Annotated in this window: 16 protein-coding genes and 3 pseudogenes; 15 read left to right on the forward strand and 4 right to left on the reverse strand. The window is 61.5% G+C overall.

The features are described from left to right. Positions 1–86 precede the first annotated feature (86 nt). The 9 genes and pseudogenes from thiC to EN804_RS26020 all read left to right on the forward strand — a co-directional run. Complete coding sequence (gene thiC / locus EN804_RS25975) at positions 87–1,922, forward strand: phosphomethylpyrimidine synthase ThiC (protein ID WP_126063809.1); 1,836 nt, start codon at positions 87–89, stop codon at positions 1,920–1,922. Then, complete coding sequence (thiO, locus tag EN804_RS25980) at positions 1,919–2,920, forward strand: glycine oxidase ThiO (protein WP_126057621.1); 1,002 nt, start codon at positions 1,919–1,921, stop codon at positions 2,918–2,920. The genes thiC and thiO overlap by 4 nt, the downstream gene beginning before the upstream one ends. Then, a complete protein-coding gene (thiS, locus tag EN804_RS25985) occupies positions 2,889–3,086 on the forward strand; it encodes a sulfur carrier protein ThiS (protein WP_126057620.1) in 198 nt (65 codons plus the stop codon). Before thiO ends, thiS begins: the two co-directional genes overlap by 32 nt. Position 3,087: 1 nt before the next feature. Beyond that, positions 3,088–3,861, forward strand: coding sequence for a thiazole synthase (locus EN804_RS25990; RefSeq protein ID WP_126057619.1), 774 nt, complete (start codon positions 3,088–3,090; stop codon positions 3,859–3,861). Then, entirely contained in the window at positions 3,858–4,463 is a 606-nt protein-coding gene (locus tag EN804_RS25995; protein WP_126057618.1) for a thiamine phosphate synthase, read from the forward strand. Before EN804_RS25990 ends, EN804_RS25995 begins: the two co-directional genes overlap by 4 nt. After that, positions 4,454–5,269 carry a hydroxymethylpyrimidine/phosphomethylpyrimidine kinase gene (locus EN804_RS26000; protein WP_126057617.1) on the forward strand — a complete coding sequence of 272 codons (816 nt, stop codon included), beginning with the start codon at positions 4,454–4,456 and terminating at the stop codon, positions 5,267–5,269. The genes EN804_RS25995 and EN804_RS26000 overlap by 10 nt, the downstream gene beginning before the upstream one ends. 627 nt (positions 5,270–5,896) lie before the next feature. Further along, complete coding sequence (locus EN804_RS26010) at positions 5,897–6,121, forward strand: DUF982 domain-containing protein (RefSeq protein ID WP_245454712.1); 225 nt, start codon at positions 5,897–5,899, stop codon at positions 6,119–6,121. 531 nt (positions 6,122–6,652) lie between these two features. After that, a complete protein-coding gene (locus tag EN804_RS26015) occupies positions 6,653–7,285 on the forward strand; it encodes an Hsp20/alpha crystallin family protein (protein WP_126057616.1) in 633 nt (210 codons plus the stop codon). A gap of 29 nt (positions 7,286–7,314) precedes the next feature. Next, positions 7,315–8,097: pseudogene (locus EN804_RS26020) on the forward strand (sensor histidine kinase); the annotation flags it as partial. Between the two features lie 298 nt (positions 8,098–8,395). On the opposite strand, the pseudogene EN804_RS26025 reads toward EN804_RS26020, so the two are convergent. Then, positions 8,396–8,678: pseudogene (locus EN804_RS26025) on the reverse strand (transposase); the annotation flags it as partial. Continuing rightward, a complete protein-coding gene (locus tag EN804_RS26030) occupies positions 8,578–8,790 on the reverse strand; it encodes a hypothetical protein (RefSeq protein WP_126057615.1) in 213 nt (70 codons plus the stop codon). The pseudogene EN804_RS26025 and the gene EN804_RS26030, both read right to left, overlap by 101 nt. A 122-nt stretch (positions 8,791–8,912) precedes the next feature. Here EN804_RS26030 and EN804_RS37350 point away from each other — a divergent pair. Beyond that, positions 8,913–9,426, forward strand: a pseudogene (locus EN804_RS37350) (transposase); the annotation flags it as partial. 314 nt (positions 9,427–9,740) lie between these two features. On the opposite strand, the gene EN804_RS26040 reads toward EN804_RS37350, so the two are convergent. Then, complete coding sequence (locus EN804_RS26040) at positions 9,741–12,323, reverse strand: EAL domain-containing protein (RefSeq protein ID WP_135921657.1); 2,583 nt, start codon at positions 12,321–12,323, stop codon at positions 9,741–9,743. A gap of 422 nt (positions 12,324–12,745) precedes the next feature. Between EN804_RS26040 and EN804_RS26045 the strand changes: the two genes are divergently transcribed. The 5 genes from EN804_RS26045 (at position 12,746) to EN804_RS26050 (ending at position 17,788) form a co-directional block, all read left to right on the forward strand. Continuing rightward, positions 12,746–15,217, forward strand: coding sequence for a hypothetical protein (locus EN804_RS26045; protein ID WP_245455307.1), 2,472 nt, complete (start codon positions 12,746–12,748; stop codon positions 15,215–15,217). Then, the gene (locus tag EN804_RS38700) at positions 15,198–16,109 is read left to right on the forward strand and encodes a shikimate kinase (RefSeq protein ID WP_245454709.1); all 912 of its coding nucleotides are present in this window, start codon (positions 15,198–15,200) and stop codon (positions 16,107–16,109) included. Before EN804_RS26045 ends, EN804_RS38700 begins: the two co-directional genes overlap by 20 nt. Then, entirely contained in the window at positions 16,078–16,539 is a 462-nt protein-coding gene (locus tag EN804_RS38140; protein WP_245454879.1) for a hypothetical protein, read from the forward strand. The genes EN804_RS38700 and EN804_RS38140 overlap by 32 nt, the downstream gene beginning before the upstream one ends. Positions 16,540–17,194: 655 nt before the next feature. Beyond that, entirely contained in the window at positions 17,195–17,350 is a 156-nt protein-coding gene (locus EN804_RS37355) for a hypothetical protein (protein ID WP_167531541.1), read from the forward strand. Positions 17,351–17,365: 15 nt separating this feature from the next. Beyond that, positions 17,366–17,788, forward strand: coding sequence for a hypothetical protein (locus EN804_RS26050; protein ID WP_135921658.1), 423 nt, complete (start codon positions 17,366–17,368; stop codon positions 17,786–17,788). Between the two features lie 621 nt (positions 17,789–18,409). Here the strand turns inward: EN804_RS26050 and recQ are convergent. After that, positions 18,410–20,254 (reverse strand): DNA helicase RecQ, encoded by a 1,845-nt coding sequence (gene recQ, locus EN804_RS26055; protein WP_135921659.1) that lies wholly within the window; start codon positions 20,252–20,254, stop codon positions 18,410–18,412. Positions 20,255–20,383 lie beyond the last annotated feature (129 nt).

A 20,383-nucleotide genomic window follows, 5' to 3' on the forward strand; every position in this document is an offset into this window, starting at 1 on the left:
TCCTGCTGCAGCAGGTCTACAGAAGCGTCTTTTCATCCTTCCGGCACAGAACTGGGTCTCCAATGCATGAGCAAAGGAGCCTCACGATGAATGCCCTCACCCCCGCCGTGTCGACGGGACCACTGCCCGCCTCGCGGAAAATCCACAAGCCCGGCGTCCTCTACCCGCAGATCAGGGTGCCGATGCGCGAGATTTCCGTCCATCCGACGGCCGGCGAACCGCCCGTCACCGTCTACGATCCGTCCGGCCCCTACACCGATCCATCAGTCCAAACCAGCATCGAAAAAGGCCTTGCCCGGCTTCGCCACGAATGGGTCACGGCGCGTTGCGATGTCGAAGCCTATGACGGCCGCCACGTCCGGCCGGAAGACAATGGATTCGCCACCGGCGAGCGCCTGACACCGGAATTTCCGATACGCAATCGGCCGCTCAAGGCCAAGCAGGGCAAGGCGGTGACCCAACTTGCCTATGCGCGCGCCGGCATCATCACGCCAGAAATGGAGTTCGTAGCCATCCGCGAGAATCTCGGCCGCGAGGTGATGCGCGGCAAGCTGCAACGCGACGGCGAAGCCTTCGGCGCGGCGATCCCAGATTTCGTCACACCCGAATTCGTGCGCGACGAGGTGGCGCGCGGACGCGCAATCATTCCCGCCAACATCAATCATCCCGAGAGCGAACCGATGATCATCGGGCGAAATTTCCTGGTGAAGATCAACGCCAACATCGGTAACTCGGCTGTCACATCGTCGATGGCCGAAGAGGTCGAAAAGATGGTGTGGGCGATCCGCTGGGGCGCCGATACGGTGATGGACCTGTCGACCGGCCGCAACATCCACAACATCCGCGACTGGATCGTGCGCAATGCACCGGTGCCGATCGGCACGGTGCCGCTCTATCAGGCGCTCGAAAAGGTCGGCGGCATCGCCGAGGACCTCAACTGGGAGGTCTATCGCGACACGCTGATCGAGCAGGCCGAGCAAGGCGTCGACTATTTCACCATCCACGCCGGCGTGCGGCTGCACTACATACCGCTGACCGTCGACCGGGTCACGGGCATCGTCTCGCGCGGCGGCTCGATCATGGCCAAATGGTGCCTGCACCATCACCGGGAGAGCTTCCTCTACGAGCATTTCGAGGAGATCTGCGACATCGCCAGAGCCTATGACGTTTCCTTCTCGCTCGGCGACGGCCTTCGTCCCGGTTCAATCGCCGATGCGAACGACGCGGCGCAATTCGCCGAACTGGAAACACTTGGAGAACTCACCAAGATTGCCTGGGCAAAGGACTGCCAGGTGATGATCGAAGGCCCGGGCCATGTCCCCATGCACAAGATCAGGCAGAACATGGACAAGCAGCTCGCAGTGTGCGGTGAGGCGCCGTTCTACACGTTGGGGCCGCTGACGACCGACATCGCGCCGGGCTATGACCACATCACCTCAGGGATAGGTGCCGCCATGATAGGCTGGTTCGGCACCGCAATGCTTTGCTACGTCACGCCGAAAGAGCATCTCGGCCTTCCCGACCGCAACGACGTCAAGATTGGGGTGATCACTTACAAGATAGCCGCCCATGCAGCCGATCTGGCGAAGGGCCATCCGGCAGCGAAAACCAGGGATGATGCCCTTTCGCGCGCGCGCTTCGAGTTCCGCTGGGAGGACCAGTTCAACCTGTCGCTCGACCCCGAAACCGCACGGTCCTTCCACGACCAGACCTTGCCCAAGGAGGCGCACAAGCTGGCACATTTCTGTTCGATGTGCGGGCCGAAATTCTGCTCCATGCGCATTTCCCACGACATCCGTGCCGAGGCTCAGAAGGAAGGCATGGCGGCAATGGCGGCAAAATACCGGGAGGGCGGCGATCTCTACATGCCGGCGGACGAGACTGGCGTACCGGTCGTGCCGGAGGCTCCCAAACCATCATGAGGGTGCTCGTCAAAGGGGCCGGCGTTGCCGGCCTCACCGTCGCTTTCGAACTCGCCGCCCGCGGCGCGACGGTCACAGTCGCCGAGATGCGGCATGGCCTTGGCGGCAACGCGTCGTGGTTCGCCGGCGGCATGCTGGCGCCATGGTGCGAGCGCGAAAGCGCGGAGCAGCCGGTGCTGGATCTCGGACGCGACGCTGCCGACTGGTGGGATGCGGTGCTGTCGGGTCAGGTGACACGGGCCGGGACATTGGTCGTGGCCGCGCCGCGTGATGCCGGTGAGCTTGACCGGTTCGCCAGTCGCACGTCAGGGCATAGGCGCGTCGATGAAAACGAAATTGCGCTCCTGGAACCCGACCTCGCCGGCCGCTTCCGGCGTGGATTGCTCTTCCCCAACGAGGCTCACCTCGACCCACGCCAGGCGATGGCGGCACTTCATGACAACCTTGCGACCATGGGTGTCAAATTCCACTTCGGCTGCGACGCCCGGCCTGTTTCGGGTTTCGCCCGTCAGATAGACTGCATGGGAATGGCAGCGGCCGATGACAGGCTGCGCGGTGTTCGCGGCGAAATGCTGATCCTTCGCACGCCTGATGTCTCGCTGTCGCGGCCGGTCCGTTTGCTTCATCCACGCTTTCCGCTTTATGCCGTGCCGCGCACCGATCACCGTTTCATGATCGGAGCGACGATGATTGAAAGCCAGAGCGCCGGACCGGTGACGGCGCGTTCCATGATGGAGCTGCTGGGCGCCGCCCATGCCCTCCATCCGGCCTTTGGTGAGGCCGAGATCGTTGAAACCGGTGTGGGTGTCCGTCCGGCATTTCCCGACAATTTGCCACGCGTCGAAACAGACGGTGAGATCATCGCGATCAACGGTCTTTATCGTCACGGTTTTCTCCTCGCCCCCGCCATGGCGCGCCAGGCTGCCGGCCTGGTTTTCAGTCAAGACAGAACCAAGGAGCATGCTCATGAAACTGATGGTCAACGGCGAGGCGCGTGAGATTGCCGCCACCACGCTGGCCGAGTTGCTTGCCGCGCTCGACTATGAGGGCGATTGGCTCGCCACCGCCGTCAACGGCGACCTCGTGCACAAAGCCAACCGCACGGAGTTCCAGTTGAGCGACGGCGACCGGATCGAAATCCTCTCGCCCATGCAGGGCGGCTAGCATGTTGGAGCTTTATGGAACCGAGCTTTCGTCGCGCCTGCTTCTCGGCACCGCTCAATATCCTTCGCCGGCCATCCTTGCCGATGCAGTCAAGGCGTCGGGCACGTCGGTGGTGACCGTCTCGTTGCGGCGTGAGATGGCGGGCGGTAGAGCCGGCGAACAATTCTGGTCGTTGATCCGCTCGCTGGGCGCCAGAATCCTGCCCAATACCGCCGGCTGCCTCTCCGTCAAGGAAGCCGTCACCACCGCGAAAATGGCGCGCGAGGTCTTCGGCACCAACTGGATCAAGCTCGAAGTGATCGGCAATCACGACACGCTACAGCCGGATGTGTTCGGTCTGGTTGAAGCCGCCCGCATCCTGTGCGAGGACGGCTTTGCGGTATTCCCCTATACCACCGACGATCTCGTTGTCGCCGAGCGGCTGCTGGAAACGGGCTGCAAGGTCCTGATGCCGTGGTGCGCACCGATCGGTTCCGCCTTGGGACCGGTCAACATGACGGCGCTGCGCTCGATGCGCGGATATTTCCCTGGCGTCCCGCTGATTGTGGATGCGGGGCTCGGACGGCCGTCGCACGCGGCCACCGTCATGGAACTCGGCTTTGACGCCGTGCTCCTGAACACAGCGGTCGCCAAGGCGGCATATCCGGTCGGCATGGCGCGTGCTTTCGGTAAGGCGGTCGACGCCGGTCGTGAGGCGTTCAGTTCGGGAATGCTCGAACCGCGCGACGTCGCCGTGCCATCGACACCGATGGTCGGCAGGGCCGTTTTTTCATGAAGCTCGATCCCTTTTATCTGATCGTCGACAGCGCTGCCTGGATCGAACGGCTGGTCCCACTCGGAGTCCGGCTTCTGCAACTGCGCATCAAGACCGTGGATGAGGCTGGGTTGCGCGCGGAGATCCGCACCGCGAAGGCCTTGTGTGCTCGATACCAGTGCCAACTCATCGTCAACGACCACTGGCGCCTGGCAATCGAGGAAGGCTGCGACTTCATACATCTCGGCCAGGAGGATTTGCAGACCGCTGACCTCTTGGCGATACGGGCAGCCGGCGTAAGGCTCGGACTGAGCACACATGATCATCAGGAGCTGGAAACGGCGATGGCCGCCGAGCCTGACTACATAGCGCTTGGACCCATCTATCCGACCATCCTGAAGAAGATGAAATGGGCGCCGCAAGGGGTCGAACGGATCAGCGAATGGAAGCGCCAGGTCGCGCCGTTTCAATTGGTCGCCATTGGTGGCCTCAACCCTGAGCGGCTCGACGGTGTCTTTGCGGCTGGCGCGGACAGCGCGGCGGTGGTGACCGACATCACGCTCAACGACGACCCCGAGGCGCGCACGCGAGAATGGATCGAAAAGACGGACCAATGGCGCTGAGGCGAGAACCACATGTGCTTGTCGTCGGTGGATCGGACTCCAGTGGCGGTGCTGGAATTGCACGCGATATCGAGACGATCTCTGCCATTGGCGTGCGCACCTGTCTCGCCGTCACAGCGCTAACGGTGCAAACGCATGACGCCGTGATCGAAATCTATTATTCGCCACCTAGCCTGGTGGCCAATCAGATGTGCGCCGCGCTGCAGGCCAACGACGTGGCCACAATCAAGATCGGCATGCTGGCGACTGCCAAGATCATTGTTGCCGTTGCCGCAGTGCTGCGCAAATTTCCGCATGTCCCCGCAGTACTCGACCCTGTGCTGGCCTCCACCTCAGGCCGCGCACTTCTGCAAGCAGGCGCTATCGCTGCCATGAAGCGCGATCTTATGCCGCTTTGCTGCATTGTCACGCCCAACCTCCCTGAACTGGCGCTCCTTAGTGGCTCCGAACTGGCAGTGGATGAGGACGGAGCGCTCCAACAAGGAAAAAGACTGCTGGCCGCCGGCCCTCAAGCCCTGCTGATCAAGGGTGGGCATGCGTCGGGAACCCGGTCGACCGATATTCTGTTACGCTCCGGGCACGAACCCATCCGCTTCGATGCACCGCGCCTTGCCACATCGATGCGCGGGACAGGTTGCATGCTGGCCAGCGCGATTGCGGCGCATCTGGCGAAGCCGAAGCCGCTCGAAGACAGCGTGCGCGAAGGCAAGCTGTTTGTCTTGGAGAGGCTTCAGAAATGCCGGCTGAATAACCACAGCGTTCTGCGTCCAGCCAAGCAGACCCATTTTCCAGAATTTTTCCCGTAGCGAGACTAGAGAAGGGGCTACTGCTTCTCTATGCCATCCTCACAACGCGTTGAGTTTCTCACTGCCAATTATGCGACTTTCGAGGTGCAAATAGCGAATATCGAGTTCTTAGTGACAGAAACGACCGGAATTGGTTGCGTGGATCACCAGGTCGCTACCGATTGGGTCAGCGACTCAATAGAACGTCACATCTCTGTCCACACTCGAGCTTATTTGCCGCAAACGCGTCGAGCCCCGCGTCAATCGGTCTTATAATAGTATCCGGGGCAGCTCCAAAGCTGTGGCATCGGCTACCCGCCGGCCGTGGCGCTTGCTGTTCGAGCGTCGGACGCCGCCTGCCATTGAACATCTGATGGGCTATTGGGTGGCGGCGACACACTCATCCAGGTGCAACTGGCTTTTTCAACTCGGGAACCAGCAGAAGCCTTCGCTGCGTCGCAACATTTGGATTATGTCGTACAGCCCGATCTTCCAGAGAAAACAAGACCTAACGTTCGAAACCTGTCACGCAACCAACCACCGAATGAAAGATCCAGCGTGCGATCGCAGGGAGGTAAGAATAACCGGTCTGGCTTTCCTATCGCCGGTCCAGGTTAAGACCAACGACGTCGTCACGACATCAACACAGTGCGCGAAGCGCTCGTATTCCTGAATCAGTGGCCAAAAGCGCGTCGGGGACCGGTATTCAGTTGCGCGGTGAGAAGCAGCAACGCAGCGATCGCCGGACAGATGACACCCGAGCAGGCGCGGCAAGCATTGTGGGATTTGCCAGGATTGCCGGCGTGCTGGCCAAATCTGATTTCGTCGTTGGTGGCGACTGATTTAAAGCTGCAGGAAGATCACCGCCGGTAACGCGTTGGCCCGCTGCTCGCCAAGACGGAAAGAACGCCGCCTTGTGAGTTCCAATAATGGGCGATGCGGGAATTGCACATGTCTGTGCCCATCTGTCCGGCCGAAATGCAAATGGCGTCACTGGCGAAGGTCAGCGAACGCGGCACGCAGGGCTGGATTCTTTTGACTTGCGGCAAGCCGACATAGGTGCTGGCTTGATGTCTCGGTCACTGCGACGTGTCATGCCGATTCATTCGTCAGCTACCATGACGATGCGGCGCGTCGCCTGCGATCAGTTGATCGAACCGCGGTGCAATTCGGGACGCTTCGTCGATCCCGACAGTTGCGCAAAGGGAAGCCAAATCAGCGACTAGAGGCAACGTGGCTACGGATTCGAAGGGACCCCGCTGTTGCCGAAGAGGTGACTGGTGGAATGTCAAAGATCACCTCGTGAAAGGCCATTTGGGGCCACCTAATGATAAAGCCGGATGCCGCTATCGGGTCCTGGCACGGGAATGACGGTCCGGCCCTACGGTGGATCGAGTTCGGTTCATGTCGCTTCGCAAGGAGGATGTGTTCCGGCGTCTGCCCGAACCCCTCTTTCTCGCATTCTGCGAGGTTGCGCGATCGGGCCGCTCGGTCTCTGTGCTGATCGCCCCTCCTGTTGCCATCGATCGATTCCGCTTCCGGTGCGCACGCACGTGTCGCGCGTGGCAATCATGCAAGGTCGTGAATCATAGGAGGATGTACATGCTTTTGTCGGATTTCGGCCGCATCGGGTTCGATCCGTTTGTGGAAATGCGGCGCATGCAACAGGAAGTAAACCAGCGTTTGGCCGGGCTGACCGCCAGCGCCGCTCAGGAGTTTCCGCCGATCAATCTTTGGACTGGCGAGGACAGCGTGGCGGTGGCCGCGGAACTGCCGGGGATATCACCTGACGAAATCGGCCTCACGGTGCGCGAGAACATTCTGACATTGAAGGGAACGCGCGAGCCTCGAACGGAGGACGAGAAATCCGTCTGGCACCGCCGTGAGCGCGCCTATGGGACCTTCTCCCGGACAGTGCAATTGCCATTCCGCGTCGACCCGGAACGGGTCGAGGCGCGTTTCGCCAACGGGCTGCTCGAAGTCGAGTTGCACCGGCCGGAGGCGGATCGGCCGAAGAAGATCCAGATCAAGGGATAGAGGGAGGCAAGCATGGCTCAGGAACGCGGATCGGCCGTCGCACCATGCTGCTCAATGCCCGCAAGGTGCTTTACGACCATAGTTCGGCCATCACCATCCTTCTCGCCTTCAATGACATAACGGCCCGTCGTATCATCGAGCGGGAGAAGGAAGAACTGCTCGGTCGCACCGAAGACCTGCTTCGGCAGAAAGACGTCCTGCTGCGCGAGATGGAGCATCGGGTTGCCAACAGCCTGCAGATCATTGCCTCGATCCTGTTGCTGAAGGCACGCTCGGTGACGTCGGAAGAGACGCGCCAGCATCTCAAGGACGCCCATCAGCGCGTTCTGTCCGTGGCCGAGGTGCAACGCCATCTCCACACCTCCGCCGGCGTCGACGAGATCGATGTCGGCTCTTACCTACCGAAATTGTGCAGCAGCCTCGCCTCGTCGATGGTCGGCGAAGCCCAGCCGATCACGGTCACCGTAATGGCCGAAGGCGGCAGGATAGATTCGCAAAGGGCAGTCAGTCTGGGACTAATTGTCACCGAACTCGTGCTCAACGCCATCAAATATGCTTTCCCCAAGAAGAGAACCGGCGCTCGCATCCAGGTGAGCTACGAGACCGCGGGCAGTGACTGGAAACTGACGGTTTCGGACAATGGCGTCGGCAAGATCGCCAACGACGTACCGGCTACCGGACTTGGAACAGCCATCGTCGAAGCACTGGTGAAACAACTGGAGGCCAGGGTGGAGATTATCAGCGATATTGACGGCACCAGCGTGTCGGTCACCCGGGCGACGTTCACCTCGCGCGTGCCGCGAGCGGCGTAAAAACCGTTACTACGATGCTGCCTTCCGGACATCGCCTGATGTCCAGGGGATCTTCTGCCGCCACGGCCTTGTCCCCGGAGCGCAGGACTGCCAGTCGCATCGCATAAGCCGAAACCTCTCAGTCGGTTGAGGGCGCTTCCGATGGCCAAGATCCGCTTTTTTGGCGTTCAGCCGGTGGGACCAAGCTCTGAAGCTGACGCTGCGCAGGTCTTTGCGTGGATGACTCGGTGCGGTCGGTAAACTCGAAGTGGCGGTTGTGTGCGTCAAGTTCTGCAAAATGGGGCGGCCACGATGCTGGTCATGCGGCTTGGCGTAGAGCGAGCTTCTTGTGCTCGCGCAGGTCGTCAATGTTGATGTAGGGCCTCCATCCAGTTTTCGTTGGTTTCGACAGCCGGCGCCCTGACGAGGCGCAGGCAGCTTTCGGCGTTGGGGAAGATGCGCACGACATAGGTGCGCCGGCGGATTTCCTCATTGAGCCGTTCAAGCATGTTGGTGCTCTTGAGATGCTTGTGATGCTGGCGCGGCAGGCAAAAGAAGGTCAGCGTGCGCTCGATGGTCTCCTCCACCGTCGTCCATCTCGGCCTCGAGCACCTCCTGCATCACCGCACGGATCATTTCGTGAAGTCCGTCCGGGTCTGAAAGCAGAATGTCTTTGACGGCAGCGCTGGCGGTCTTACTTTCAATCTTGGTCATGGTGGCGTTCCTTCGCGGGAATCGGCGACATGAACAATCACCAGATCCCATGGCGACGGATGGATAGCGGCGCGTGCTCTGGCAGAGTGACGCTGCTAACAAACACCCCGCGGAGGAACACCATGCATGTAGTGGCCGACCGATCCGAAACTCTGACTGCTATCCGGACTGGTCTGGGCGCAATCTTCGTATCGCTGGAGCTCAGCCGTTCAACCTGGCTGATCTCGTCGTTGTCGCCAGGTGGCGGCGAGAAGTTGTCGAAACACAGTGTCCCCAGTGGTGATTTATCCGCCTTGTTCCGTCGCTTCGATAGCGTGCGAGAGAAGGCAAGAGCACGCATGGGGCCAGACTTCCCCGTCGTCGCTATCCAGGAAGCCGGGCTCGATGGCTCCTGGATCCATCGGGTTCTGAGCAAGGCGGGGATCGAGAGCTACGTCGTTGATCCCGCTTCTATCGCAGTGTCTCGTCGCAGTCGCCGAGCCAAAACCGATAAGATCGATGGTGAAACGCTCGTCTCTCCTTGCCTTCAAGCGAGGCGAACCGCGCATATGTGCAATGGTCAAAGAGCCAACACCGGAGCAGGAGGATCGCCGGCGTATCTGTCGTGAACGCAAGGTACTGACGACCGAACGGGTATATAAAACGCCGCTCACTCAGAATGGTCTCGTCGCCCGAGCCCAGCGGCCGTAGGCGGGATGTTGGTGCAGCCGTGAAGAGCAGCGACCGAATGTGAGGTTGATCTGCTCGGTTACGAGCAGAGTCCTGCAAGTCGGGTTCAACCTGGATCCCATAATCGATATGACAAGCTAATCCCACTTTGACCGGCGCTCAGCACACCTAATTTCGAGCCGCGCCGACCTACACACCCGCTATCGACATGATCCGAGTGGCGGCCTGAACTAGGCCGGCAAACTCATGTTCGTTGGCACTGTTTTTCGCTTGCATCCCGGTTAGGCGGGGACAGACGCCCTACTGCGACGCCTGCCCGGCTTGTCCGTGTCTCGCTCGCCTGACGTTTCGGGTTCGGTCTCAATGATCTCGCCCGCCACCACGGCGCGGGTCCGCTCCAGCATCGCGGGGATGTCCCGCGCGGGCAGCGGGCGGCTGAGCAGGAAGCCCTGCGCCTCGGTGCAGCCTTCTCTTCGGACCCGTTCCAGCTGCTCCACGGTCTCGACGCCCTCGGCGGTGGTCTGCATCCCGAGGCTGTTGCCGAGGCTCGTGACCGCTCGAATGATGGCGACGGAACTGTCGATATCTCCGGCGTCCGTGATGAAGGATTGATCGATCTTGATCTTGTCGAATGGGAACGAGCGCAGATAGCTCAAGCTCGAATATCCGGTTCCGAAGTCGTCCATCGCGATATGAACGCCGAGCATGTGGATATGTTGCAGCATCGAGAGAGTCGCCTGGCTGTTGGCCAGCAGCACTGTCTCGGTGATCTCAAGCTCAAGCCGGCTGGGGGGCAGTCCCGAGATATCCAATGCCTCGACGATGGTGGAGAGCAAGCGCGCGTTGCGAAATTGCGCCGGGCACAGATTGACGGCGACCTTGATGCTACCGGGCCAGCTTGCCGCGTCGAGACAGGCTTGCTTGATAACCCATTCACCGATCGGGACGATGAGGCCGATGTCCTCGGCCAGCGGGATGAATTCTCCCGGGGATACGATGCCGCGCGTCGGGTGATGCCAGCGCAGCAGCGCCTCGAAGCAGCTGACCTCGCCGCGGTCGAGATTGAGGAGCGGTTGGTAGTAGATTTCGAACTGCTGCCGCACCACCGCTTCGCGCAGGTCGAGTTCGAGAAACCGCCGCGCCTGCATGCGCGCATCCATTTCCGGTTCGAAGAACCTGTAGGTTCCGCGGCCTTCCGCCTTCGCCCGGTAGAGCGCCATGTCGCCGGTCTTGAGAAGTTGGTCGGCGTCAATGCCATCGTCCGGCGCGATCGAGATGCCGATGCTGGCGCTGATCATAACCCCGTGGCCATCGACGACATAAGGTGCGCTCAGCCCATCAATGACCCGTTGGGCAAGAGCTGTCGCCTCGACCGGCTGATCAACCGCGGTTTGAATGATCACGAACTCATCGCCGCCGAGCCTTGCCACGGTGTCGCCTTCACGGGCCACCTGTTTCAGTCTGGCGGCGACCTCCTTCAGCAAGGCGTCGCCAACCGGGTGCCCCAGCGTGTCGTTGACCATCTTGAAATGATCGAGATCGAGGCAGTGGAAAGCAATCTTGCTACCATCACGCCGCATCTCGACCAAAGCCTCCTCGGCGCGTTCGCGGAACAATATGCGATTTGGAAGCTCGGTAAGTCCGTCGTGGCGCGCCATGTATGAAATCTTGGCTTCGCTCCGCCGCAAGTCGGTCACGTCATGGTGAGTGGCAAGCCACCCGCCGCCCGGCAGTGGCTGATGGATGAGGTCGATGGTGCGTCCGTCCCTGAGTTCCACCAGGCTCACCGTCCGCTCTGCGCGATCGATGGTCTCCGTCAGCTGCTGCACATACTTTTCCGGGTCATGGCCGGCATAGAGGCCCGCCGCGATCCGGAACCGCATCAAATCGATCCACGGCGTGCCGGGACGAGTCAGGGGCTCCGGCACATGGTAGAGATCGGCGTAGCTTTGGTTGCACAGAACCAGCCGCCTCTCCGCATCGAACATGCAAAGCCCTACGGGCATATTGGCGGCGGCCGCGGCCAATTGCTGCCGCTCCAGCTCGGCTTCTCGGGCCAAGGCATCGCTGCGCTCCAGGCTGGCCCGGTAGCCGGCAAAGGCCGAGAACAGCACTCCAACCTCGTCCTGCCGATCCCTTTTCAGCGCAATGAGACTCGAACGGCGCTCGCCCTGCGCCAAGCAACGCATCGCCTCGGTCACGGCGAGGATCGGCTTGCTGACATTGTGGCGTATCCAGGCGACAAGCCCACCAAGACACCCGGCGGCAAAAAGAACTGCCAGCCAAGTCAATCTTTGCGCAACGGTGTAGGTCCTGTCCGCCATCACCGCCGCGGCCGTGCTGCGCTCGCTGGTGAGGGCCAGCAGGTCGTCCAATCGCTGCGTGGCGGCGGCAACGGTCGGGAGCGATACCGTCTCGAACTCCTTGACAGCCATTGTTCGCCCTCCTGTTTCGAGGAGCGGGAAAATCGATGTCAGGGAATCTTCGTAGGCCGTCCATAGGTTGACGAACTGGTCGAACAGCTGCTGCTCGGCCAGCGATCCGGCACTCCGGCGATAGGCGCGCCGACCTTGCAGTATTTCGTCGCTTTCCCTCGCCATCTCCTTCTCAATGCCGGCTATCTGCGCAGCCTCGGCAGTGCGCACGCGCAACGTCGCATAGAGCTGGTGTTCCGCGAGGTTGCGCTTCATCTCGCCGACGATCTGGACCTGGGGCAACCAAACGCTGGTGATCTCGCTCGTGACCTTGTTGAGTGATCGCAGTTGCGCGACCCCAAATACTCCCACGGCCACGACGCACAGCAGCGCCAGCCCAAAGCCCAACGAGAGCTTGGTCCCGACGCTAATGTCCTTTAGCCCTCTCATCTAGAAAACTGCAAACGCAAGACCAGTCCTCGTCAAATAGCATCGAGCTTTAGCGAATAGTAAAAGTATTCCTAGTGTCGCGTCTAAGGTATTAATGCTGGCTTAAGACTGCGTAATCCCCTAGAGGATCGACCAAACCACGTTGTAAAAGGCCGGCGGATGAAGCTCACCGATTTCCATATGATCCGATGACGGGCCTACAATGAGATCGAGGTGCTCGCACCTAGTCTTGGAAGCCGCTTGCAGCTTCTTTCACCGCACCGTGGGATCGGCCTTCGATCCCCTTCGAATGTAGCGAGGCCAGCCCATATTATGCACGACGATGGGGCTTTGAGGCTGGCAGTCGAATCTATGATCGGCAGTGTTCATCAGCCGAGGAAGGAGCGCCGCGGCGCGCGCCGAGGCGGTGCGCGAACTCGAGCGTGATCGCCGAGATCGAGGCGAAGGAGCCGCTCGAAGCGCTCGACACCTTCATGGCGCAGAACGCATCGATGATCCAGGCCCAGCATGCAGCCTCCAGCTTCGATGTCCATCGGGTCCTTCAGGCCATGGACCACGAGCCGAGACCGCCGCAAGGCGATGCCGGACTGATGCGGCTGCCGGTGGTCGACATGCAAGGCCGGCCGCTGGCCAGCGAAGCCGAGTTGCGCTATTCCATTTTCCACCGCTTGACCTCGGGCGCGGTGAAGGTGGTGGCGGTGCAGCTAAAGGGAACTCCGACTGGAGCCATGCTGACACGCACGTTCACCGTGGAGGGCGTGCCCTACCGCATGGACCTGTTCGGCGGCAGCAAACTGAAGCCGCCGCAAAAGAGCCTGAACCAGCTTGCCTCTCACCTGCCTTTCACGGCCGCAGAGGCCCCAAGCGGCAAGCTTTTGGCGATCCCCTATGCCGAGACGGCTCCGGGTACGGCCTTTGAGCAGCTGTCGCGGGCCTGGGCGCCGTTCAAGGAAGCCTATTACTATACCCAGCGCCGCGGATTTGCCGCGCCGCCGGGCATCCCCGACATTGGCCCCCATGATTATGCGCTGGAAGGGTGCTTCAAGCTGTCCCTTCTGCCCGACCATCCCGCAGGCGCAGTGCATCCCTTCCGGTTCGAGGGGCGAGACGGCGAGATCGCCTTGCGGCCGCATGACGGCTGCGGCTTCATTAGGGCCTCACTGGCCGAGCGCATGCCGTCCATTGCCCGGGCTCGCCACGACGCTCCCGAGCGGATGCCTGCCTATGCCGATAAAAGGCAATCGGCGGTACCGCCCTCGGCGCTGCAACATTATCCGCGTAGCGTCGAGGTAGCACAGGAGACCCGCGAGAAGGCTCAGGCTTGGCTCGAAACCCATCAAAGCCTCACCGCCGAGGAGCTGTTCCGGACGGTCACGGGCGGGCATATCGAGGGTTCGAGCGCTATCGCCGTGCCGTCCAGCGACGAATGCCTGCATGTGCCGACGGGCAAGAGCAAGACCTTGACCCGTGACGCTGGCGTGCTTGTCGGACGCTCCCCCTATGACAAGCCCAACCTGCGCCCGTTCGCCGCCGACCGGGTCAGGTCGGCGCGCGATGGCGACCGGACCGCGGCGTTCCTGGATCGGTGCGTGGCCTTCCAATATAGCTTCAACTTCGCGCACAGGTCGGGGGCTGGGCTTGCCGCCGACGATCCGACCTTCTTTGCCAAAGGCATCTTGATCGTTGTGCCCGACGAAATGTGGCCGGCGGACTTCGCCGAGCGCGGGGTCGTGATGTCTGCCGAGGACGTAAAGTGCCATTCGTACTGGCTGGAGGAAAAGGACCGGGTCAAGGCCGACACCGCGCTCGAGTGCGTCGGCATCCTGCAGGCGACGGAGGTGTTCGCGCCCGGCTCTTTGGTTGCGGTTCCAAGCGTCGAACAAAAAATGCTCGACGGCGATTTTGATGGCGACACCGTCGTCATCATTGGCGACCAGCCTCGCCTTTACGAGCATGTGCGCCAGTTCGACGCGCAGCTGCAGGCGCGCGGCATCGCCTCGATGAAGCCGCCGAAGTCGCACACGCCGGCCATTGAGAAAAGCGGCTACCAGTTCACCCGGTCCAAGCAGATCCTGTCGGCCACCGGGCTGGTGCTGGAGACCTACAGCTGCCTGCAGCGCAACGTGCTGGCGCAGCCGCTGGAGGCGCAACGCTGGTTTGCCGAGCGTGCCATCTTCGGCACCTACGAGGGCATTCATAATGAGCTCAAGGCCGACATCCGCGCACTGTTGCAGGAAGATCGGCCGGATGGCCAGGCCCTCCATGAGCTCATCGCCAGGGCGAGGGAAGACAGCAAGGCCGCCAGGCATCCGGTGGCCTGCGAACTGGCCGCGTTGTTAGTGGCCGAGCTCCAGGACTGGAACCTGCAGCTCAATAGCGAGCCGGCTCATGAGCAGTCGGAAGTCAAGCTGCATGAAAGCGCCATCAATCTGTTGAGCGTCGGCATCAAGGTCGGCACTGACGCCTACAAGTCCGATACCGGTGCGCGGGTGTTCATGCAAAAAACCACCGAATTGCAGCGGCTCTTGGAGCAGAGGCCGGGCTTCAAGTCGGCGCCATATGTCAAGGCGCAGGCGGCAAAGCTCCACCAGGGCCGGTTCGACGTCGATGGCAGCCTGGCGGATCTGAAGGACAACCCCACGCTGGCGGCATCGGTCATGGAGGCCTCGATCAGACTCGCCGTCGAAAAGCGCATTCTGCTCAGCGCCTTAGCAATCTCGGCCGAAGACGACCGCGCCAGCACGATAACGCTGAGCAGCGAACAGGCCCTTGAGCGGGCCAGGCTCGAAGCCGCCCCCGCCGAAGCGCAAGAAAGCGCGATTACCAAAAATTGTGCATGCGGTTGCCGAGCTTTTGCGGCAGGACGGCATCGAGGTGAAGGTGCCGCATCTTGACCAACGGTCGGGCGGGCAGGTCTGGATAGCCGACGAGTTGACCGGCCAGAGCGTGAGCACGGCGCCGGAGGCCCAACTGGTCACCAATGCCGTGCGCCATGTCTTCGAGATCCCGGACGAGGCTTTTACGCGCGCCTTCAGGAAGGCGGCACTGGCCTTCGAGGAGCGGGACTGCAGCGAGGTCGAGACCACCAACTGGGTCATCAGGATGGACAGGCCGCGGTTACGCGGCGTTCACACGGCGTTCAGAACCGCGCAGAACTATCGCTTCGAGGTCGAGTTCCCTACGCCGGCCAGTTATCGGGCCGAGCTCGCGCACCGCGCGCAGAGCTCACAGCTAGTCCCCATTCCCCGTGGTGCCTGGGAGATATTACACTGGGACTCGTCAGGAGAAAGCAGGTCGAGGGCGGCAGGGACCTCCAGGTCGCCCATCGTCGCAAGACAACAGATTGCGGTCGCTCGCTCGCCGCAAGCCGGCGAGATCCTCGCGGCCCTCGGTACGCGGCCGGTCGTGCTCGTCGGCATGCCGGCGAGCGGCAAGTCGACCATCGGCGCCCAGCTTGCCAAGGAGTTGGGGGTGGAGTTTGTCGACATCGATAAGCATATCGTCGCCGATCACGGCAATCTGATGGAGATGTTCGCCGACCCTGGCCGTGGCGAGGCGCACTTCAGGGACCTGGAGACCAAAGAGCTCGCCAAGCAGCTGGAGAGAGGCCCCATCGTCATCGCAACCGGCGGCGGCTGCTTTGGCAAGGAGTCCAATCAAGCCCTGATTCTTAATAAGGCGAGGTCGATCTGGCTCGACACCCGAGCTGAAAGAGCTCCGCAGGCGCCTCGAGAGGGACACCAGCCGGCCGCTGCTGCAAGGCGCCGACATCGAGCAGAAGGTTGACCAGCTGTACGAAGAGCGCAGTCCGTTCTACCAAAAGGCCGATATCAGGTTGCCCCTCGTCCCGCCCTTTCAAAAAGACAAGAAGGACGCCCGCATTTGCGTGAAGGAACTCTACGCTTTCCTGTGCAGCGACAGAGAAGCCGCTCTGCCCGCTGCCGAGATATCACATGTCTCCGGTGCTTCCGGCACCGCCATCAGCATGTCCCCAACAGCTCAGCGCATGCACGATGATCATCACAACGGCTACGATTGCGGGGGCGGCGTCGTGGAAACCATCCAGGCGCCGGCGGCACTATTGAGTGAAAGGGAACGGCCGCCGCTCCTCGACACCCTCACCGCCGACCCGCAGCCTTTGCTGGCCGGCAATAACGCACGAGCGAATTTAGCGTCTTCCACGAGAAGCAGGGAACGCTCAAGTCGAGGACGATAGCTTAGGCGTCGCAGGTTTGGTGCAGGGTGCGGGTTCGCACCGAATGCTAATAAAAGTGGGAAACGCATGCATAAGTCGTGAGAAGCCTGATGGCCGAGTTGATCCGGCCTGGATGACACAAACGTACAAAGACGAACCGCCGGTGCCGGGTCGCGCGCCAAATCCTGGTGATCGACCGGAAAGGATCAGCTCCGAGTCTAAACGGCATCGTCAACTTAATGAAGCGCGGATACTATGACAGAGTGACCCAATCCACCGCCGCGCCATTGCGTCGGTTTCGACAGATAAGATGGATTGGGCAGGCGAGCTCAAAAGAGCGATTGTAAATCGCAGTTGTAGCAGTGTAACAAACTGCGTAACAAAAAGCGCGAAAAGATTAGCATTTTCAGCAGGATAGGCGTGAAACCGAATCCCTCCCTCTCCGCCACAACATCAATAACAACCGTCGCATGCCCACAAAAAGTCCGGAAGCCGAGGTCGCCGGGCTAATTCGTTTCGCTTGCATAATGATATTACTTCGCTTAACCGGATTTTGATTAACCAGTTGTGGTCCGCGAGATCACTGCTAAAACCGTCTTGACCGCCCCCGTCCGGGTTCGATGACGCCATATCGAGGGGATTCATAGATTCCCGGTTTCGATCTATGTTGCTCGGCATGGAACGCACTTTCGACATTCCTGCTGTCCTGAGAGCCCCGCCAGCGTGTTTGCGCGAGCGCTACGGCGCCTTTGTCATCCGCATTGCCGAAAGCCTCGCCACGGGCCTTGCGATCGGCGTGGGCTTCGCCATCGTGCGCGCCTTGGCGGGTTAGAAAGTGGTGCGGGTATTGCCGGTCTACACCCCAGAAGATTATCCACTTATCCGGCAACTTCCTGGTGCCGATGACATGCCCCCGACTTGGGAAGAGTGGCACGCGAATTTCGATGCGACGCATATGGAGAGCTTGGAGGGGCTAAGCTACGCTACCATGCGCATCAAGCCCGACTTGTTCAAAGTTTGGTTGGACACCAATTCGCAGGTCGCTTCGGAAGACTCCAGACAACTCTACGCCCAAGAGTTGCTTGATGCGTGCAAGGCGAAATCTGAAACTCGCCAAGAGGACGAACGTGCCCGACGGTTGATCGCTCGCATGGCGAACGACCCGCTCCACACTGACCCCCTGATGTATAAATTGGCTGAGGTCGGTGCGCTGTTCATGATCGTGATGGCGATCGTTTCAGCCGCGTTGATCATGCTGGCGAGGCGCTGACGTGGTCGCGCTAAGGATACCTCCTATTTCATTCATTCGGATAACTTCGCTTCTATTGGAGGAAGGCGCATGATCATCCTGGCCAGCGGGATGCCGTGCCCCCTACCAGTCTCTCGCCGGTTAGGCTCGGCGCCATCAGGCAACTCTTGCAAGGACGCCGAGCCGCTGCATCGCTATCGGGCCGGCGCTGCTCTGGTGGACGAGGCCACGTAGCCGTTCGCGCCTTCATAATCCTCTGCCGGACTAACCTGAGCATCTAATTTAGCCGATACCTGCGCTCGCGCCTTGATTACGCGATGCTGAGTTGGCGCAATAATGAGGGGCGGGTTTTGCGTAGATTCCGACACGTCGCTGCGGCGGCGCATGATCACTAACCTATTGGCGTCGCCGCCTTGGCAATCCTCATCCCGCTCTACATCATCCTCAAATGACAATCCCATAGAAACGCCTCAGATCCCGTCTGCCGAAGACGCATGTCGTCGTCTGGGAGAAGAGAGCGGGTGGGTAAGTTCGATCGCAAACAATCGGTACACCGTCGGAAGTATGGCGGTGGCCGTCGTTTCGGCGGAGGCGGGGTAGCCTAACAGCAGCTGAAGGCAGTCCCATCGCCAAGCCTGATCCTCAGCCTGCCCCGTCGGGCCGATGCCCCGCGATCGCGGCCAGAAAAACCTCGCCAAACTCCTTGAGCTTCGCCCCGCCCACGCCATTCACCTCGGTGAAGGCGTCGAGGTCGCGCGGGCGGCGGGCGGCCATGTCGATCAGCGTGCGGTCGGAAAACACCACATAGGCCGGCACCTGGCGCTCCTTGGCGAGCCGCAGCCGCAGCGCCTTGAGCGCCGCCAGCAGCGAGGCATCCACGCCTTCGGCGTCGGCGGCGGAGCCTTCCCCGGAACGCTTCCTGCCGCGCACGAGAGGGTCCCGCGTCTCGACGCGATACCGGAATTCAATCTCGCCGCGGTCGAGCGCGCGGCCGCTTTCGGAGATGGCGAGACCGCCATGGCCCTCGGGATCCGGCATCAGGAACCCGCCGGCAACCAATTGCCGGATCAGTGACAGCCACACAGTCTTCCTGTGCGCGGCGCCGGTGCCAAAACTGCTCAGCGATTGATGGCCCCGCGCCAGCACCTTCTCGGTCTCATGGCCAAGCAGGATGTCGATGACATGGGCCGCGCCGAAGCGCTCGCCGCTCTGCGCGACCGCCGCGAGGATTTTCCGCGCCTCGGCACTGCCGTCGGCGCGCGGCGCCTGATCGAGGCAGTTGTCGCAATTGCCGCAGGCTTGAGCCTCTTCGCCGAAATAGCCGAGCAGCACCTGGCGACGGCATTGCGCCGTTTCGCAATAACCGATCAGCGTGTCGAGCCGGCGATGCGACCATCTCTTGTGCTCGGGCGAGGCGTCCTCGTCATCGATGAACAGCCGCCGCATGCGGATGTCGCCAAGACCGTAGAGCATATGCGCCTCGGCCTCGCGTCCGTCGCGGCCGGCACGACCGATTTCCTGATAATAGGCCTCCAGGCTGCCCGGCATATCGGTGTGGAAGACATAGGCGACATCGGGCTTGTCGATGCCCATGCCGAAGGCGATGGTCGCCACCATGACGACGCCAGACAAGGTCATGAAGGCGTTTTGATTCGCCTCGCGCGCCTCCTTGCTCATGCCGGCGTGATAGGCAAGCGCTCTCACGCCGTTCTTCTCGAGGAAGGCCGCCATCTCCTCGGTCTTCTTGCGCGACAGGCAATAGATGATGCCGCTCTTGCCCGCATGGCGCTCGATGAACCGCAGCAATTGCCGCTTGCTGTCCTGCTTGGCCTCGATGGCCAGCTTGATGTTGGGCCGGTCGAAACCCAGCACCAGCGTCTCGACCCGCTCGGCGAACAGCCGGGCGGCGATGTCGGTGCGCGTGCTCTCGTCGGCCGTCGCCGTCACCGCGATGATCGGCACATTGGCAAAGATGCCGCGCAACCGAGACAGATCTTCATATTCGGGCCGGAATGCCGGCCCCCATTGCGAGATGCAATGCGCCTCGTCGATGGCGATCAGGCTGACGTCGAGCCTGGAGAGCGCCTCGAGCATGCGCTCGGTCATCAGCCGCTCCGGCGCCAGATAGAGCAGCCGCGTTTGGCCTGAAGCGACACGGCGCCAGGCCGCGACATTGGCCTCGCGATCGAGCGAGGAATTGATCGTATCGGCCGCTACCCCGGCAAGCCGCAGCGCCGCCACCTGATCCTGCATCAGCGCCACCAGCGGCGAGACGACGAGGGCGAGCCCGCCCAGCACCAGCGCCGGAACCTGGTAGCAGAGCGATTTTCCGGCCCCCGTCGGCATGACGGCCAGCACATGGCGCCCGCCGAGCAGCGCGTCCATCACGTCGGCCTGGCCGGGGCGGAAATCGTCGAAGCCGAACACGTCCTTCAGCACGCGCCGCTTGGGATCCTCGGCGCGGATGCTCGCTGCCATTACCTGCATCAGGCGGCCGCCGGACTGGGAACGGCTTTTCGTGGATTGGAGAGGATAGGCAAACCGGTCAAAGCGACCTCCGGGTGAGGGCCTGGAGTAGCGCAGCCTTCATCCGATCACAACGGTCGATATCGCCGA

It is taken from the genome of Mesorhizobium sp. M8A.F.Ca.ET.161.01.1.1 (assembly GCF_004792105.1).
GTDB lineage: Bacteria > Pseudomonadota > Alphaproteobacteria > Rhizobiales > Rhizobiaceae > Mesorhizobium.